This window comes from Streptomyces sp. R33 (genome assembly GCF_041200175.1).
Taxonomy (GTDB): Bacteria; Actinomycetota; Actinomycetes; order Streptomycetales; family Streptomycetaceae; genus Streptomyces; species Streptomyces katrae_B.
Map to the genome: position 1 here is coordinate 2,620,497 of NZ_CP165727.1, position 17,285 is coordinate 2,637,781.

Genomic DNA, 17,285 nt, shown 5'->3' on the forward strand with positions numbered 1-17,285 from the left:
CACTGGAATCCGCGCCTTCTACCGGTAGGCGGGCACGGTGGTGCGGGCGCGGGCGGAGCGGGCCGACGCGTAGAAGTCCTCGATGACTCCGACCGTCGTACGGGCCTCACCGATGGCCCTGCCCCGGTTGCCCGGGTCCCCCAGTACCGCGGCGAGGCCGTCCAGCTGTCGCCGGTACTCGTTGCCGATGGGCTCGTCCGGCACCGGGACCGGCATGGTGACGCCTTCACGGGTCAGCGTCAGCACCGACTGGGGGTTGCGGTTGGGGCTGAAGCCGAAGGTGCACCGCAGGTCGGCGGTCCCCTCGCTGCCCACCACCTGGATCCGGGACACGTCCCGCGCCTCGTGCGACGCCCAGCTGGCGTGCAGGGCGACGGACACTCCGTCCTCGCGGACGAGGAAGCCGCGGGCGGTGTCCTCGACGTCGCCGTCGGCGTCGGTGACGGGCTGGTCGTGGCGCCATGCCGCGCTCCAGGAACCGACGTTGACGAAGTCGTTCGCCGTCACGCCGACGACCTCGGCGAAGCGGGCCGGACCGAGCAGGGAGGCGAGCGTGTCGAGCAGGTGCCAGCCGAGGTCGAACAGCACACCGCCGCCGGCCTTGCTGCGCTGGGTGAACCAACCGCCGGCCTTGGGGATGCCGCGCGCGCGGACCCACGACAGGTCGACGTGCCGGATGTGGCCGAGGTCCGGCACCAGGCGCGCCAGGGCTCCCACGTCGCTGCGGTAGGGCGCGGCGCTGCCCGCCAGCAGCATGGCGCCGCCGTTGCGTTCGGCGGCCGCCAGGGTGTCGGCCTCGTCGGAGGTCAGGCACACCGGCTTCTCCAGGAAGACGGAGATGCCCTTGCCGAGCAGGGTCGCGGCCACTTCGGCGTGCAGGTAGTTGGGCACCGCGACGACGGCGAGGTCGATCGACCGGGGGGTGAGCGCGTCCAGCGTCGCGTACACGGGAATGCCCGGCACCACGCCGAACGCCTCGCGCGCCGCCGGTTCGGTGTCGGTGACGGCCACCACTTCGAAGTCGGCGTGCTCGCTCAGCAGGGGGAGCCACAGCTCCCGGCCCGCCCAGCCGAGCCCGACGATGGCGACCCGGACGCTCATACCGTGCTCACAGCGTCGGCGATGATCGCGGCCGTGAGGTGCATGTCTTCCTCGGAGGCGAGCAGCGTGCGGTGGTGCAGCCAGATGCAGTCCTGGCTGATGGCCTCGGAGTTGGGGCAGCGCTCGGCGAGCTCCTCCGGGGTCGTGTCCGGTGCGCCGAGCTCCCAGAAGGCGTCGGTGCGGTAGATCGCGCGGAACCCGGCGAACGCCGGCAGGCCGGCCTCCACGAGCCTGTCGACCAGGGCGTTGCGGTCGTCCTCGCCGATGCCGGGCACCCGGAACATCGCCATGTAGTGCGAGGGGACGTCGGTGCGCTCGTCGGCGCGCTGCGGGACCACCCCGTCGATCGACTCGAGCAGGCGGGACAGCAGGGCCCAGCGCTCATGACGCGTGGCGATCTGGCCGTCCAGGCGGCGCAGCTGGGCCCGGAGCACCGACGCGGAGAACTCGTTGAGCCGCAGGTTGGAGCCGGCGATCGCGTGCATGTACCGGCGGTCGGTCCGGGGCCGCCCGCAGCTGTGCCGCAGGAAGGCGGTCTCGTACATCTCCGTGTCCGGGAACAGCACGGCGCCGCCCTCACCGGCGGTCATCAGCTTGCCGTTCTGGAAGCTGAACGCGGCGACCGAGCCGAGCTCGCCGACGCGCTTGCCCTGCCACCGGGCGCCGTGCGCGTGCGCGGCGTCCTGGAGCAGCGGGACGCCCGTGTTGGCGGAGAGCTTGGCGAGTGCGTCCATGTCCGCGAGGAAGCCGGCCATGTGCACCGGCATGATCGCCCGGGTCCGCGGGGTCACGGCGGCGGCGGCCGCATCCACGTCGATGTTGTACGTGTGCTCGTCGACGTCCACCGGGACGGCGACCGCGCCGAGGCGCTGCGCCGCCTGGGAGGACGAGATGAAGGTGAAGGCCGGGACGATGACTTCGGAGCCCGGGCCGACGCCCATGACCTGGAGGGCGAGTTCGAGTGCGTGGGTTCCGTTCGTGACCGCGAGGGCGTGGGCGGCGCCGTGGTGCTCGGCGAACTCCTGCTCGAAGGAATCGACTTCGCTTCCGCCCATCCGCCACCACTGGCCCTGCTCGAGTGCCCGGATGAGCCCTTCCCGCTCACTCTCGTCATACTGGGGCCACTGGGGGAATTCCGGCGCCTGTCGCACGTTCATGTTTCTCCAAGGAATGGATCTGACTCGACGCGAGGTGCGAAGCGGGCGGAGCAGCATGCTACGAGAAGAGGACGCGCGCACACGAGCACTCGCCGTCGAGATCGCGGAAGAGGCGCACACTCCGCCCCGTGCAGCGTCATGTGCGGTAAGAAAAAGCGGAATTACAGGTCCAACGTAGAGGAATGCCTGTCATCATGCACCCCCAGATTCGGTGGTTTTACCGGGGCCTCAGCGCAAATCGAAGAAAACTCGATAGGAATTCAGTTGCCCCTCGAGCATGTGAATACCGTGGTGAATGGGGTGGCCCAGTGCGGCTGCTTCACGCAGGAGCCGCGTCTCACGGGGTTTCATGACGATGTCGGCCACCACGCAGCCGGGCGGCAGGGAGTCCAGGGGGAACGGAAGGGGATCGTCCGCACGCATGCCGAGCGGCGTGGCGTTCACTGCGATGCCGATGCCGATGTCGCCCAGCTGCGGTCCGGTCAAGGCGCGGACCCGGCCCGGCCAGTGCGCGCCGAGGCGGGTGACGAGCGCGCCGAGCTTCGCGGTGTCCGTGTCGTACACGGACAGCCGGTCGACACCGGCCGTCAGCAGCGCCGCGGCGACGGCGCTGCCGGCACCGCCCGCCCCGACGAGCGCGACCCGTCTGCCGTGGGGATCGTGCCCGGCCCCGACGAGACCGGCCACGAAGCCCGATCCGTCGAAGTTCTCCGCGAGCCAGCTGCCGTCGGCCTCCCGCCGCAGCACGTTCGCGCTGCCGACGATGTCCACGGTCGGGCCACAGCGGTCGGCCAGCCGGCGGACGGCGACCTTGTGGGGCACCGTGACGAACATGCCGTCGAGGTTCTCCACGCGCTGCAGCCCGCGCACGATCTGCTCGAGGTGCTCCGGCCGGGCGTGCACCGGAACGAGCACCGCGTCCCTCCGCAGGCGCGCGAAGAGCGGATTCATCAACCCGGGCGCCTGGACCTGGGCGATGGGATCCCCCAGCACGGCGTACAGCCGGGTGGTGCCTTTGATCGTCGGCGTAGCGGGAGTTCGGGCGGTCATCGCAGCACCGCCTCGAAGTCGGTGACACCGGCCGCCGTCATCTCCGGGACGGAGAATGCGAGTTCCATCGACTGCTCCGCGTTGAGGCGGGGATCACAGGCCGTGTGGTAGCGGGCGGGCAGGTCGGCTTCGGTCGTTCCGGAGGCACCGCCGATGCATTCCGTGACGTCGTCGCCCGTCGCTTCGATGTGAATTCCGCCGGGGTGGGTGCCCAGCCGCCGGTGGACTTCGAAGAAGCCGGCCATCTCGTCGGCTATGTGCCGGAGATTGCGCGTCTTGTATCCGTTCGCCGACGTGTACGTATTGCCGTGCATCGGATCGCACTGCCAGATCACCTGGTGGCCGGAGGCGGCGACCTCCGCGACGATCGGCGGCAGGACGTCCCGGACCTGCCGGTGTCCCATGCGGCTGACCAGCGTCAGCCGTCCGGGTTCACGGTGCGGGTCGAGTCGCCGCACGTACGCGGCGGCCGTCTCCGGGCTCGTGCCCGGACCGATCTTGAGTCCGATGGGGTTGGACAGCAGTTCCGCGAACGCGATGTGCGCGCCGTCGAGCCGGCGGGTGCGCTCGCCGATCCACAGGAAGTGCCCCAGCCCACTGGCCAGCCGGGGCTCGGGCCCGCTGGTGTCCACGCGGAGCAAGGACCGCTCGTAGTCGAGCAGGAGTGCCTCGTGACTGACGTAGATGTCGCTGTCGCCGTTCCCGTCGCCGTTGTCGCCGAAGGTGCGGACCAGGGCCATGGTGCGCGCGGCCTCGGCGTGGGCCCGCAGCATCCGGTGGGGATCGGGTGTCCGGGCCGCGAGCGTGGGCTCGACCGAGTTGACCATGTCGCCGCGGTAGACGGGCAGCCCCAGTGCGTCGACGGCCTGGGATCGGGGCTTGGCGTACTGGCCGGCCATACGGGCGACCTTGACGACGGGCAGTCCGGTGCGGCGGGCGAGCACGGAGGCCATGTCCACGAGCGTCCACAGATTGGCGCGCACATGGGCTTCGGTGTTCGCCGCGAACGTTTCGGCGCAGTCACCGCCCTGGAGCAGGAACGCCTCGCCGCGCGCGACCGCGGCGAGCCGGCTGCGCAGCCGTGCCGTCTCGGCCGGCGTCACGATCGGCTCGGCGCGGCTCAGCAGTGCCACCGCGTCCCTCGCCTGCTCCGGGTCTCCCCAGACCGGCTGCTGCGCGGCCGGCCTGGCGAGCGCCGCGTCCAGCTCGTCGAACAGCCGGCGGTCCGCCGGCCGGGCGGTGCCGGCCGATCCGTCGAGATCGGCCGGCCACTGAGTTGCACGTGTCATTTCTGAGCCGCATCGGTCGTGGAGGCTTCGAGCGCGGCGCCGCCGACCAGATCGGCCAGGCGTGCTCGGGGCATCCGGTCCAGGACGCGCGCGACCACCTCGTGCGGTACGTCGCTTACCAGTTCCGCGCCGTTCGGGCCGTCGAGGACGAACGAGAGTCCGTTCATCGCCTTCTTGTCGTGTCGCATCAGATCGATGAGGGCCGCGGGTTCGGCCTCGACGGGCAGGGCGGTGGGGAGACCGTAGTACCGGACGACGTCCTGGTGCTCCTCCACCCGCGCCTGGTCGATACGGCCCAGGGCGCCGGCGAGCCGCCCCGCGAAGACCGTTCCGATAGCCACCCCCTCGCCGTGCCGCAGCGCGAAGTCGGTCGCCTTCTCCAGCGCATGGCCCAGCGTGTGGCCGTAGTTGAGCGTGTGTCGTGGTCCGGTGTCCCGCTCGTCGGTCTCCACGATGCGGGCCTTGAGGCTGACGCTGGCGGTGATCTGCTCCTCCAGCGACAGCCCGCGCAGGTCGGCCGCGCCGATGAAGTGGCAGCGGGCGATCTCGCCGAGACCGTTGAGCAGCTCGCGCCGCGGCAGGGTCGACAGGTACTCCGTGTCGCAGAGCACCGCACTGGGCTGCCAGTACGCGCCGACCAGGTTCTTGCCGGCCGGCAGGTTCACCGCCGTCTTCCCGCCGACGCTGGCGTCCACCTGGGCGAGCAGCGTGGTGGGCAGGTGGACCACGGGCACGCCCCGGTGGTAGAGCGCGGCCGCCAGCCCGACCACGTCGGTGGTCGTACCGCCGCCGCACGAGACGACGACGTCGGACCGGGTGAGCCCGAACCGCACGAACTCACCGCACAGCGCCTCCACCGTGGCGAGGGTCTTGTCCTGCTCGCCGTCCCGGGCCGGCAGCAGCAGGGTCTCGACACCGGTGTCCGGCACCCATTCCGCCGGGCGGGCCGACACGACGACGGCCCGCCCGGCGCCCAGCCGTCGGATCACGTCGGCGAGCGACGTACGCACTCCCGGGCCGATGACCACGTCGTACGCATGATCTCTGAGGCGCAGAGGAACGGAAGCCGCATCAGCCGTGTTTTCATCCATCATTTTCCCACTTCTGATTCCCACTTCTGATTCCCACTCGTTCTTGTGTCACCCGGGAGGAATTGCGGTACGGGCCCGGCGGCGGAGTGCAGGCTCAGTCCAGTGCGCCGGAGAGGATTCCGGAGACCAGTGTCCGGAGCTCGGCGTCGTCGGTGATCGTGCGCACCTGCTCACGACCGTCGCGGACCGTCAGATGACGTCGCTTCTTCATGACGACCTGACCGTTCTCGAAGGTCCGGCCGCACAGGATTTCCCGGCTGTCTGGCCGGTTCTCATCCGACAGGATCTCCCGGAGGCGGTCCTCCAGTTCCTTCCAGTCGCTCCACTGCCGGGACTGCATCGTGAACGTGTAGACGACGCCCCACCGGGTGACCGCCCCCCGGCGTTGGAGGGCGATCTCGGACTCGCGCTCGACCAGCCGGTACTGGGACCCGTACTGGGACTGCACCGCGTCGGAGACCAGCAACGGCTCGATGTAGGAGGGGCCCGGATAGCCGACGTCCACGAGCCATTCGTCACCGTCCAGGGCGACACGGATGAACATGTGCTCGACCTTGACGGCGAAGTTGTCCCAGCCCTCGCCGGTGCTGGCCGCCAGCAGCGTCACCTCGTAGCCCAGCTCGCGCAGAAGCCGGAAGAACAGCCGGTTCAGGTGGTAACAGGTACCGCCCCGCCCCTGGAGAATGCTCGTCTCGAACATGGCGTCCTCGTCGAGGTCGACGAGGTGCACTCCGTCATTGACGTCGTAGGCGGTGCCGTTGTACGGAATCGCCATCAGGTGGCTCTTGTGCAGCTTTCGCAGAGTCTCGATGTCCACGGCGGTTTCTCCGCCGCAGCCGATCCGCTCGAGATAACCACTCACGTCGAACACGCCATCACACTCTTTCATACGGAGATCGCCACCTGGGCCGCGCCCTGTTCGCCGCATATCAGCTCGTGCAGATGAGCGGAAAGCATTCCGGGCGTCGGGTGGTCGAAGACGATGTCGGGAGAGATTTTCACTTCGGTGATGTTGCGGAGCCGGTTGCGGAGCTCGATCGCCGTGAGCGAGTCGAAGCCGATCTCGAAGAGCCCCTGGTCCGCGTCGATCTGGTACGTCCCGCTGAAGCCCAGGACAGCACCCACCTGAGCCCGCACCAGGTCGAGCAGCACCTTCGTCTGCTCGGCAGCGGGCAGTCCGGCCAGCCGGGCGGTCAGCTGACGGTGATCGTCGCCGGTGCCCACCACATGCGCCAGTTGCCGACGTGCCCGTACCAGGCCGCGCAGCAGGTGCGGCACCCCGTCGCCCGCCGCGCCGGAACGCAGCCCCCGCAGGTCCAGCCTGACCGGCACGAGCATCGCCTGCCCGGACTCCAGAGCGGCATCGAACAGCTCCATGCCCTCCGCGGCCGTCATCGGCAGGACTCCCCCGCGCCGGTTCATCCGGTTCCTGGTGAGGTCGTCGATGTGTTCCGCCATGCCGGTGGCCTGCTCCCACACGCCCCAGGCCAGCGACAGTCCGGGCAGGCCCGCCGCCCGGCGGTCGGCCATCAGTCCGTCCAGGAAGGCGTTCGCCGCCGCGTAGCCGCCGCTGCCGGCGCCCATGAAGAGGGACGAGACGGAGGAGTAGACGATGAACGCGTCGAGGTCCAGGCCGCGGGTCAGCTCATCCAGATGCCGCACCGCATCGACCTTCGGCGCGAACACCGCTGCCAGCCGCTCCGGGGTCAGCAGCCCGATCACGCCGGCGTCCGACACGCCCGCCGTGTGCACGACACCGGTCAGGGGGTGCTCGGCGGGCACCGACGCCAGCAGGGCCTGCACCTGGCCGCGGTCGGACACGTCACAGGCCACCACCGACACCGCGGCACCCTGCTCGGCGAGCTCGGCGACCAGTTCCTGCACGCCCTCGGCATCGGGGCCCCGACGGCTGGCCAGCACCAGACTCCGCACCCCGTGCCGCGAGACCAGATGCCGGGCCACGAGAGCGCCCAGCGAACCGGCGCCCGAGACCAGCACGGTGCCCTGCGGCCGGAACACCGCCGGGACGTCGGGTACCTCACTGCGGGCCCGGACGAGCCGGGGAACCGACAGCGAGCCGCCGCGGCGGGCGACCTGCGGTTCCCCGCAGGCCAGCACCGCCCCCAGCACCGCACCCGGCACCGGCTCGACAGCACCTTGGGCTGCGGGGTCGACGTCGGGGTCGGTGTCGATCAGGATGAACCGGTCGGGGTTCTCCGCCTGGGCGGCACGCACCAGACCCCACACCGCCGATCCGGCCGGGTCACTCACCACGCCCTCTCCCGCGGGCACCGCGCCCCGGGTCACCACGACCAGCCGCGACTCCTCCAGCCCGGCCCCGGCCAGCCAGCACTGCAACACGTCCAGCACCCGGACGGCCAGCTCCAGCACCACGTCCTCGCTCGCGACACCCTCGGTGGTGCCGCCGAAGGCCTGCATGACGGCCACCGCCGGGGCGTCCGCACCGGACAGCACGTCGTCGGCCAGAGTCGCCACGTCGCCCGCGGTGGTCACCTCGACCCACGACGGGGAAGGCCCCGCCCCCTGAGCCGATGACAGCTCGGTCCAGTCCACCTGGAACAGCGAGTCGGCGACTGCGGTGTCCGCCGCCGTCTCCAACTGCTGGGCGGACACCGGCCGGGACACCAGCGAGTCGAGCGTCACGACCAGGCCGCCGGCCTCGTCCACGGCCTGCAGCGACAGCGCGTCGCGTTCGGTATGTGCGACGCGCACGCGCAGCACCGAGGCGCCGGCCGCGTGCAGTTCCAACCCGTTCCATGCGAACGGCAGCCGTATTCCCTGCCCGTCCCGCTCACCTTCGAAGCCACCGGTCGCCGTGACCGCCGCCACGGTGTTCAGCATGGTCGAGTGCAGGGCCGCGTCCAGCAACGCGGGGTGGATGCCGAACCGGCCGGCTTCCTTGCGGTGCTCCTCGGGCAGGGCCACCTCGGCGAAGACCTCCCCGTCACGCTGCCACACCGCCCGCACGCTCTGGAACGCAGGGCCGTACCCGTAGCCCCCCTGCGCCAGCAGACCGTAGCTGCCGCTTATGTCCACCGGCTGCGCGCCGGCCGGAGGCCAGACCGCGAAGTCGAACCCGGTGCCGCTGCCGCCCGGCTGTGCCGTGGCCGAGAGCACGCCGGTGGCGTGCCGCGTCCACACCCCCTCAGCGGCGGCGTCCTCACGCTGGGAGTAGATCTCCACCGTGCGCGAGCCGTTCGCACTCGGTCCGCCGACCGCGACCTGGACCCGTACTCCGCCGTGCTCGGGCACCACCAGCGGTGCCTCGATGACGAGTTCCTCCAGGACGCCGCAGCCTGCCTCGTCGCCGGCCCGCACCGCGAGCTCCACCAGCCCGGTACCCGGGACGAGCACCACACCACCGACCCTGTGGTCGGCCAGCCAGGCATGAGACCGCAGGGACAGCCGCGAGGTGAAGATGAGCCCGTCGGACTGCGGCACCTGCACCACTGCACCGAGCAGCGGGTGATCGGCCGCCGCCTGGCCCAGCGATGCCGCGTCGGTGGCCGTCGCCGCGGGCTTGAGCCAGTAGTGCCGGTGGTCGAACGCGTACGTCGGCAGGTCCACGCGTACGGACCCGGCGGGCACCATGCCCGCCCAGTCGACGGGGATTCCGCGGACGAACAGCTCCGCCACCGACGTCAGCAGGGTCTGCTCCTCCGGACGCCCGTCACGCAGCGCGGCGACGCAGGCCACCTCGGCGTCCGCGGCGGAGGCCGTCTCCGCCACCAGACCGGCCAGGGCCGCACCCGGACCGAGCTCCACGAACAGCGTGCCGCCGAACTCCACCGCAGCCGCAATGCCCTCGGCGAACCGCACCGGCCGGCGCACGTGTCCGGCCCAGTACTGCGGGTCGGCGAGCTCACCGGGCCCGGCCAGCCGCCCCGTCACGTTCGACACCACCGGAATGACCGGCTCCCGCCACTCCACACCTGCAAGTTCAGCGGCGAACTCGTCCAGCATCGGCTCCATCCGCAGGGAATGGAACGCGTGCGAAACCGCCAGCCGCTTCGTCTTGCGCCCCTCCTCCCACAACCGAGCAGCCGCCGCGAGGACCGCTTCCTCCTCGCCGGAGAGCACCACCGAGGACGGGCCGTTGACCGCCGCGACCTCCACGCCCACACCCAGCAGCCCGGCAACCTCCTCCTCGCCGGCCGCCACCGCAACCATCGCCCCGCCCGCAGGCAGCGCCTGCATCAGCCGGCCCCGCGCCGCAACCACCCGCGCCGCATCCTGCAGGGACAACACGCCCGCCGCATAGGCCGCCGTGATCTCACCCACCGAATGACCGATCACCGCATCCGGCCGCACACCCCAGGACTCCACCAGCCGGAACAGAGCACTCTCGACCGCGAACAACCCCGCCTGCGTGAACACCGTCCGGTTCAGCAACTCCGCACTGCCGGGCACCCGACCCAACACGACGTCCTTCACCGGATGATCGACCCACCCGGCCAGACGCGCATCCAACTGCTCACAGGCCTCGTCCAGCGCCTGCGCGAACACCGGATACCGGTCATACAGATCCCGGCCCATGCCCACCCGCTGCGAACCCTGACCCGGGAACACCCACACGACCTTGCCCGGCTCTCCCGAGCCACCCGCGCTACCGCGGGCCACACCGGGCGCACTCTCACCGCGCGCCAGCGCCTGCAGACCCGCCAGCGCCTCCTGATCCGAGCCGGCCACGACCACCGCACGCTCACCCAGCAGCGCACGCTCCGACAACAACGACCCGGCCACATCCGCCAGCGACACACCGCCGGCGCCCTCGACGAACGACGCAAGACGCTCAGCCTGACCCGCGAGCGAACCGGCGCTCCGCGCCGACACCACCAGCGGCACCGCCCCGGTGGGCGCCGGGGCCTGCCGAGTCCCTTCGGCAGCCGGCACCGGTGCCTCGGGCGCTTCTTCCAGGATCAGGTGCGCGTTCGTTCCGCTGATGCCGAACGAGGACACACCCGCCCGGCGCGGCCGGCCGCTGCGCGGCCACTCCCGCGCCTCCGTCAGCAGCTCCACCGCACCCGCGGACCAGTCCACCTGGCTCGTGGGCTCGTCCACGTGCAGCGTGGGGGGCATGATGCCGTGGCGCATCGCCTGCACCATCTTGATGACACCCGCGACACCCGCGGCAGCCTGCGCATGGCCGACGTTCGACTTCACCGAGCCCAGCCACAGCGGCTGCTCGGGGTCGCGGCCCTTGCCGTACGTGGCGAGCAGGGCCTGGGCCTCGATCGGGTCGCCCAGGGCCGTGCCCGTGCCGTGCCCCTCGACGATGTCCACGTCGGACGGGGTGAGCCCGGCGCTGGCCAGGGCCTTGCGGATCACCCGCTGCTGCGAGGGACCGTTCGGCGCGGTCAGGCCGTTGGACGCACCGTCCTGGTTGACGGCGCTGCCGCGCAGTACGGCGAGCACCCGGTGGCCGCGCTCGCGCGCCACCGACAGCCGCTCCAGTACGACGATGCCGACACCCTCGGCCCAACTCGTGCCGTCCGCGCCGTCCGCGTACGCCTTGCACCGGCCGTCGCCGGCCAGACCCCGCTGTCGGGAGAACTCGACGAAGGTGCCGGGCGACGCCATGACCGTCGCACCGCCGGCGAGCGCCATCGAGCACTCGCCCTGCCGCAGCGCCTGCGCCGCCAGGTGCATCGTCACCAGCGACGACGAACAGGCCGTGTCCACCGTCACCGCCGGACCCTCGAGGCCGAGCACGTACGACACACGGCCCGACGCCACGCTGGCCGCCGACCCCGTGCTCGCGAAGCCTTCCAGCTCCGGCGCGGCCGCGCCCGCTCCGTAGCCCTGGTTGGAGACGCCGGAGAACACCCCGACGTCGGTGCCCTTCAGGGAGACCGGGTCGATACCGGCGCCCTCCAGTGCCTCCCACGAGGCTTCCAGCAGCACCCGCTGCTGCGGGTCCATCGCCAGCGCCTCACGCGGCGAGATCCCGAAGAACCCCGCGTCGAAAAGGCCCGCGCCCTCGAGGAATCCGCCCTTGCTGGTGTACGAGGTACCCGCGTTGTCGGGATCCGGGTCGAACAGGTCCTCCAGGTCCCAGCCACGGTCCTCGGGGAAGGACGAGAGGCCCTCGCGGCCTTCTGACACCAGCCGCCAAAGGCCCTCGGGGTCCGCCACACCGCCCGGAAGCCGGCACGCCATGCCGACGATCGCGATCGGTTCGTCGGGATCGGCGACGACGGCCACCGTCGTGGCAGGGGTCCCGGCCACCGTGTCACCGAGTTCGTCGCGCAGGTAGCGGGCGATGGCCAGCGGGGTGGGGTAGTCGAAGACCAGCGTGGCGGGCAGCTTCAGACCGGTCGCCTCACGCAGCCGGTTGCGCAGTTCCACCGAGGTGAGCGAATCGAACCCGGCGTCCTTGAACGCCGTCTCCGCGCGGACGCCTTCCGGTCCGGCGTGCCCGAGCACGACCGCGACCTGGGCACGCACCAGATCGAGCAGCAGGGCCTCCTGCTCGGCCCCGGTGAGGCCGGCCAGGCGGCGGACCAGCCCGCCGTCCGTGGCGGCTGCCGCCCGCGCCTGCTGCCGGCCCGCGCGTACCAGGCCGCGCAGCAGATGCGGAACCCCGCCGCCGGCCGCCGCGTCGGCTCGCGCGCTCCGCAGGTCCAGCTTGACCGGCACGAGCAGTGCCTGCCCTGACTCCACCGCGGCGTCGAACAATTCCATACCCTCGGTCGGGGTGATCGCCAGCACCCCACCGCGGCTCGCACGCGCCTGGTCGACGTTGCTGAGATGGGCGGTCATGCCGTCGGTCTGCGCCCACAGGCCCCAGGCCAGCGACACGCCCGGCAGGCCCGCAGCGCGGCGGCCGGCCGTCAATCCGTCCAAGAAGGCGTTCGCCGCAGCGTAGTTGCCCTGTCCGGCGGATCCGAAGACACCCGAGGCGGACGAGAACACGACGAACGCGTCAAGGTCCAGGCCGCGGGTCAGCTCGTCCAGGTGCCGCACTGCATCCACCTTCGGCGCGAACACCCTCGCGAGCCGCTCCGGGGTCTGCGCCCCGATCACACCGTCGTCCAGCACACCCGCGGTGTGGACCACACCGGTCAGCCGGTGCTCAGCAGGCACCGACGCCAGCAAGGCCCGCACCTCGTCACGGTCGGACACGTCACAAGCCGCCACGGACACCGCAGCGCCCTGCTCGGCGAGCTCGGCGACCAGCTCCTCCATGCCCTCGGCCTGCAGACCGCGCCGGCTGGCCAGGACCAGATTGCGTACTCCGTGCCGCGACACGAGGTGCCGGGCCACGAGGGCACCGAGCGATCCGGCGCCCGTGACCAGGACCGTGCCTACCGGCCCGAACACCGCCGGTGCGTCCTGCGCGGCCTCGGCGCCGGCCCGGACGAGCCGGGGTGCGGAGAGGGCCGCTCCGCGGACCGCGACCTGCGGCTCGCCGCCGGCCAGGACCGCACCGAGTACGGATTCCACTCCCTGCCCGGAGGCCGGGTCGGTATCGACCAGGACGATCCGGTCGGGGTTCTCCGCCTGAGCGGCGCGCACCAGACCCCACACGGCCGCTCCGGCCGGGTCGGACACTGCGCCGTCTCCGGCGGGCACCGCGCCACGCGTCACGACGACCAGCCGCGACTCCTCCAGCCCGGTACCGGCCAGCCACGCCTGTACGACCCCCAGCACCCGGGAGGTCAACGCCAGCGGCACGTCCGCGCCGTCGCCGCCGAACGCTTCCAGGACCACCGCCGCCGGGACTCCTGCGCTCCCGGCCAGGGCCGTCACCTCGTCAGCGGTGGTCACGGGCACCCATGACGGCGAAGCCTCCGCACCCTGGTGCGGGGACAGCCCGGTCCACTCCACGCGGAACAGCGCGTCGGCGGCCACGGTGTCCGCCGCCGCCTCCAGCTGTTCGGCGGACACCGGCCGGGAGACCAGCGAATCCAGCGTCACCACCAGGCCGCCGGTCTCGTCGGCCGCCGTCAGCGACACGGCACCGGGACCGCCGGGAGCCATGCGCACCCGCAGCGCAGAGGCGCCCGCGGCATGCAGTACCAGCCCGTTCCACGCGAACGGCAGTACCGGCTTCCCGGATTCCTCCGCCGTCGTGCCCTCCGAGGCACCGAACATCCCGGTGTGCAGGGCCGCGTCCAGCAGCCCGGGGTGGATGCCGAACCTGTCGGCTTCCTTGTGGTGCTCCTCGGGCAGGGCCACCTCGGCGAAGAGCTCCTCGCCACGCCGCCACACGGCCCGCAGACCCTGGAAGGACGGCCCGTAGCCGTAACCGCGCTCGACCAGGCCGGAGTAGAAGTCCCCGACCTCGACCGGCTGCGCTCCGGCCGGCGGCCAGGCCGCGAAGTCGAAGCCGCTGCCCACGGCGCCCGGCTGGGCCGTGGCCGAGAGCACGCCGGTGGCGTGCCGCGTCCACACCCCCTCACCGGCGGCGTCCTCGCGCTGGGAGTAGATCTCCACGGTCCGCGAGCCGTTCTGGTCCGGTCCGCCGACGGCGACCTGGACCCGTACTCCGCCGTGCTCGGGCACCACCAGCGGTGCCTCGATGACGAGTTCCTCCAGGACGCCGCAGCCGGCCTCGTCACCGGCCCGCACCGCGAGCTCCACCAACCCGGTACCGGCGAGCAGCACCACACCGCCGATCACGTGATCGGCCAGCCACGGGTGCGACTTCAGCGACAGGCGCGAGGTGAACACCAACCCGTCGGACTGCGGCAGCCGCACCACCGCGCCCAGCAGCGGGTGATCGGACCCACCCAGTCCGAGCGACGCCGCGTCGGTGGCCGTCGCCGCGGGCTTGAGCCAGTAGTGCCGGTGGTCGAACGCGTACGTCGGCAGGTCCACGCGTACGGACCCGGCGGGCACCATGCCCGCCCAGTCGACGGGGATTCCGCGGACGAACAGTTCCGCCACCGACGTCAGCAGGGTCTGCTCCTCCGGACGCCCGTCGCGCAGCGCGGCGACGCAGGCCACCTCGGCGTCCGCGGCGGAGGCCGTCTCCGCCACCAGACCGGCCAGGGCCGCACCCGGACCGAGCTCCACGAACAGCGTGCCGCCGAACTCCACCGCAGCCGCAATGCCCTCGGCGAACCGCACCGGCCGGCGCACGTGTCCGGCCCAGTACTGCGGGTCGGCGAGCTCACCGGGCCCGGCCAGCCGCCCCGTCACGTTCGACACCACCGGGATCACCGGCGGCTGCCACACGACCTCGGTCAGTTCGGCGGCGAACTCGTCCAGCATCGGCTCCATCCGCAAGGAGTGGAACGCGTGGGAGACCGCCAGCCGCTTCGTCTTGCGTCCCTGCGCCCGCAACCGGTCGGCTGCTGCGAGGACCGCGTCTTCCTCGCCGGAGAGCACGACCGAGGACGGGCCGTTGACCGCCGCGACCTCCACGCCCACACCCAGCAGCCCGGCAACCTCCTCCTCGCCGGCCGCCACCGCAACCATCGCCCCGCCCGCAGGCAGCGCCTGCATCAGCCGGCCCCGCGCCGCAACCACCCGCGCCGCATCCTGCAGGGACAACACGCCCGCCGCATAGGCCGCCGTGATCTCACCCACCGAATGACCGATCACCGCATCCGGCCGCACACCCCAGGACTCCACCAGCCGGAACAGAGCACTCTCGACCGCGAACAACCCCGCCTGCGTGAACACCGTCCGGTTCAGCAACTCCGCACTGCCGGGCACCCGACCCAACACGACGTCCTTCACCGGATGATCGACCCACCCGGCCAGACGCGCATCCAACTGCTCACAGGCCTCGTCCAGCGCCTGCGCGAACACCGGATACCGGTCATACAGATCCCGGCCCATGCCCACCCGCTGCGAACCCTGACCCGGGAACACCCACACGACCTTGCCCGGCTCTCCCGAGCCACCCGCGCTACCGCGGGCCACACCGGGCGCACTCTCACCGCGCGCCAGCGCCTGCAGACCCGCCAGCGCCTCCTGATCCGAGCCGGCCACGACCACCGCACGCTCACCCAGCAGCGCACGCTCCGACAACAACGACCCGGCCACATCCGCCAGCGACACACCTCCGGCAGCAGACTCCAGGTACGACGCCAGGCGTCCGGCCTGGCCTTCCAGGGAACCGGCGCTCCGCGCCGACACCACCAGCGGCACCACACCGGCGGGCGCCGCCTCCTCCGAGGCGGGCTCCGCCTCGTCGGCCGGAGCCTCTTCCAGGATCACGTGTGCGTTCGTGCCGCTGACACCGAAGGAGGACACACCGGCCCGGCGCGGCCGGCCGTTGCGCGGCCACGGGCGGGCCTCCGTCAGCAGCTCCACCGCACCCGCGGACCAGTCCACCTCGGTCGTGGGCTTCTCCACGTGCAGGGTGGGGGGCAGGACCCCGTGCCGGAGCGCCTGCACCATCTTGATCACGCCGGCCACGCCCGCAGCCGCCTGCGTGTGTCCGATGTTCGACTTCAGCGAGCCCAGCCACAGCGGCTGGTCGGCATCACGGCCCTGCCCGTACGTGGCGAGCAGCGCCTGGGCCTCGATCGGGTCGCCCAGGGCCGTACCGGTCCCGTGGGCCTCCACGACGTCCACGTCCGCCGTCGCCAGCCCGGCGCCGGCCAGGGCCTTGCGGATCACCCGCTGCTGCGAGGGACCGTTCGGCGCCGTCAGACCGTTCGACGCACCGTCCTGGTTCACCGCACTGCCGCGCAGCACCGCCAGCACCCGGTGCCCGCGCTCGCGCGCCACCGACAGCCGCTCCAGTACGACGACGCCGACACCCTCGGCCCAGCCGGTGCCATCGGCGCCGTCCGCGAACGCCCGGCAGCGCCCGTCGCCGGCGAGAACCCGCTGCCGGGAGAACGCCACGAAGGTGCCGGGGGTCGCCATGACCGTCGCGCCGCCGGCGAGCGCCATCGAGCACTCGCCCTGCCGCAGCGCCTGCGCCGCCAGGTGCATCGTCACCAGCGACGACGAGCACGCCGTGTCCACCGTCACCGCCGGACCCTCGAGGCCGAGCACGTACGACACACGGCCCGACGCCACGCTCGACGCCCCTCCGGTGCCCGCGTACCCCTCCAGCTCCGGCGGAATGGCGCCGGCGCCGGCCCCGTAACCCTGGGTGAACACCCCGGTGAACACTCCGACATCGGTGCCCTTCAGGGAGACCGGGTCGATGCCCGCCCGCTCCAGCGCCTCCCACGAGGTCTCCAGCAGCACCCGCTGCTGCGGGTCCATCACGAGCGCCTCACGCGGCGAGATCCCGAAGAACCCCGCGTCGAAAAGGCCCGCGCCCTGAAGGAATCCGCCCTGATCGGTGTACGAGGTACCCGCGTTGTCGGGGTCCGGGTCGAACAGGCCCTCCAGGTCCCAGCCACGGTCCTCGGGGAAGGACGACACCGCGTCCCGGCCCTCCGACACCAACTGCCACAAGTCCTCGGGACCCGCCACACCCCCCGGGAAGCGGCACGCCATCCCGACGATCGCGATCGGCTCGTCGGCATGGCGCGAGCCCTGCTGCTTCAAGGTGTGCAACTCGGTGGTCACGCGCTTGAGGTACTTGAGGAGCTTTTCGTCCGTGGCCATTCTTTAAGTCCTTACGAAGATTTGATGGAACCGCAAAAGCCGAACTGGTT

Annotated in this window: 7 protein-coding genes; all 7 read right to left on the minus strand. The window is 71.8% G+C overall.

Annotated features, from left to right (window positions below; genetic code table 11):
* Positions 1 to 18 precede the first annotated feature (18 nt).
* Positions 19 to 1,101 (minus strand): Gfo/Idh/MocA family protein, encoded by a 1,083-nt coding sequence (locus AB5J51_RS12065; protein ID WP_369777694.1) that lies wholly within the window; start codon positions 1,099 to 1,101, stop codon positions 19 to 21.
* A complete protein-coding gene (gene rifK / locus AB5J51_RS12070) occupies positions 1,098 to 2,258 on the minus strand; it encodes a 3-amino-5-hydroxybenzoate synthase (RefSeq protein WP_369777695.1) in 1,161 nt (386 codons plus the stop codon). Before rifK ends, AB5J51_RS12065 begins: the two co-directional genes overlap by 4 nt.
* A gap of 228 nt (positions 2,259 to 2,486) precedes the next feature.
* The gene (locus AB5J51_RS12075; RefSeq protein ID WP_369777696.1) at positions 2,487 to 3,308 is read right to left on the minus strand and encodes a shikimate dehydrogenase; all 822 of its coding nucleotides are present in this window, start codon (positions 3,306 to 3,308) and stop codon (positions 2,487 to 2,489) included.
* A complete protein-coding gene (locus AB5J51_RS12080) occupies positions 3,305 to 4,597 on the minus strand; it encodes a 3-deoxy-7-phosphoheptulonate synthase (protein WP_369777697.1) in 1,293 nt (430 codons plus the stop codon). Before AB5J51_RS12080 ends, AB5J51_RS12075 begins: the two co-directional genes overlap by 4 nt.
* Positions 4,594 to 5,688: a 3-dehydroquinate synthase family protein gene (locus AB5J51_RS12085; RefSeq protein WP_369780248.1), complete on the minus strand. Its 1,095-nt coding sequence runs from the start codon at positions 5,686 to 5,688 to the stop codon at positions 4,594 to 4,596. The genes AB5J51_RS12080 and AB5J51_RS12085 overlap by 4 nt, the downstream gene beginning before the upstream one ends.
* Before the next feature lie 94 nt (positions 5,689 to 5,782).
* Complete coding sequence (locus AB5J51_RS12090) at positions 5,783 to 6,505, minus strand: arylamine N-acetyltransferase (protein WP_199828101.1); 723 nt, start codon at positions 6,503 to 6,505, stop codon at positions 5,783 to 5,785.
* Positions 6,506 to 6,573: 68 nt separating this feature from the next.
* On the minus strand, positions 6,574 to 17,235 hold the full coding sequence (locus AB5J51_RS12095) for a type I polyketide synthase (protein WP_369777698.1): 10,662 nt from the start codon (positions 17,233 to 17,235) through the stop codon (positions 6,574 to 6,576).
* Positions 17,236 to 17,285 lie beyond the last annotated feature (50 nt).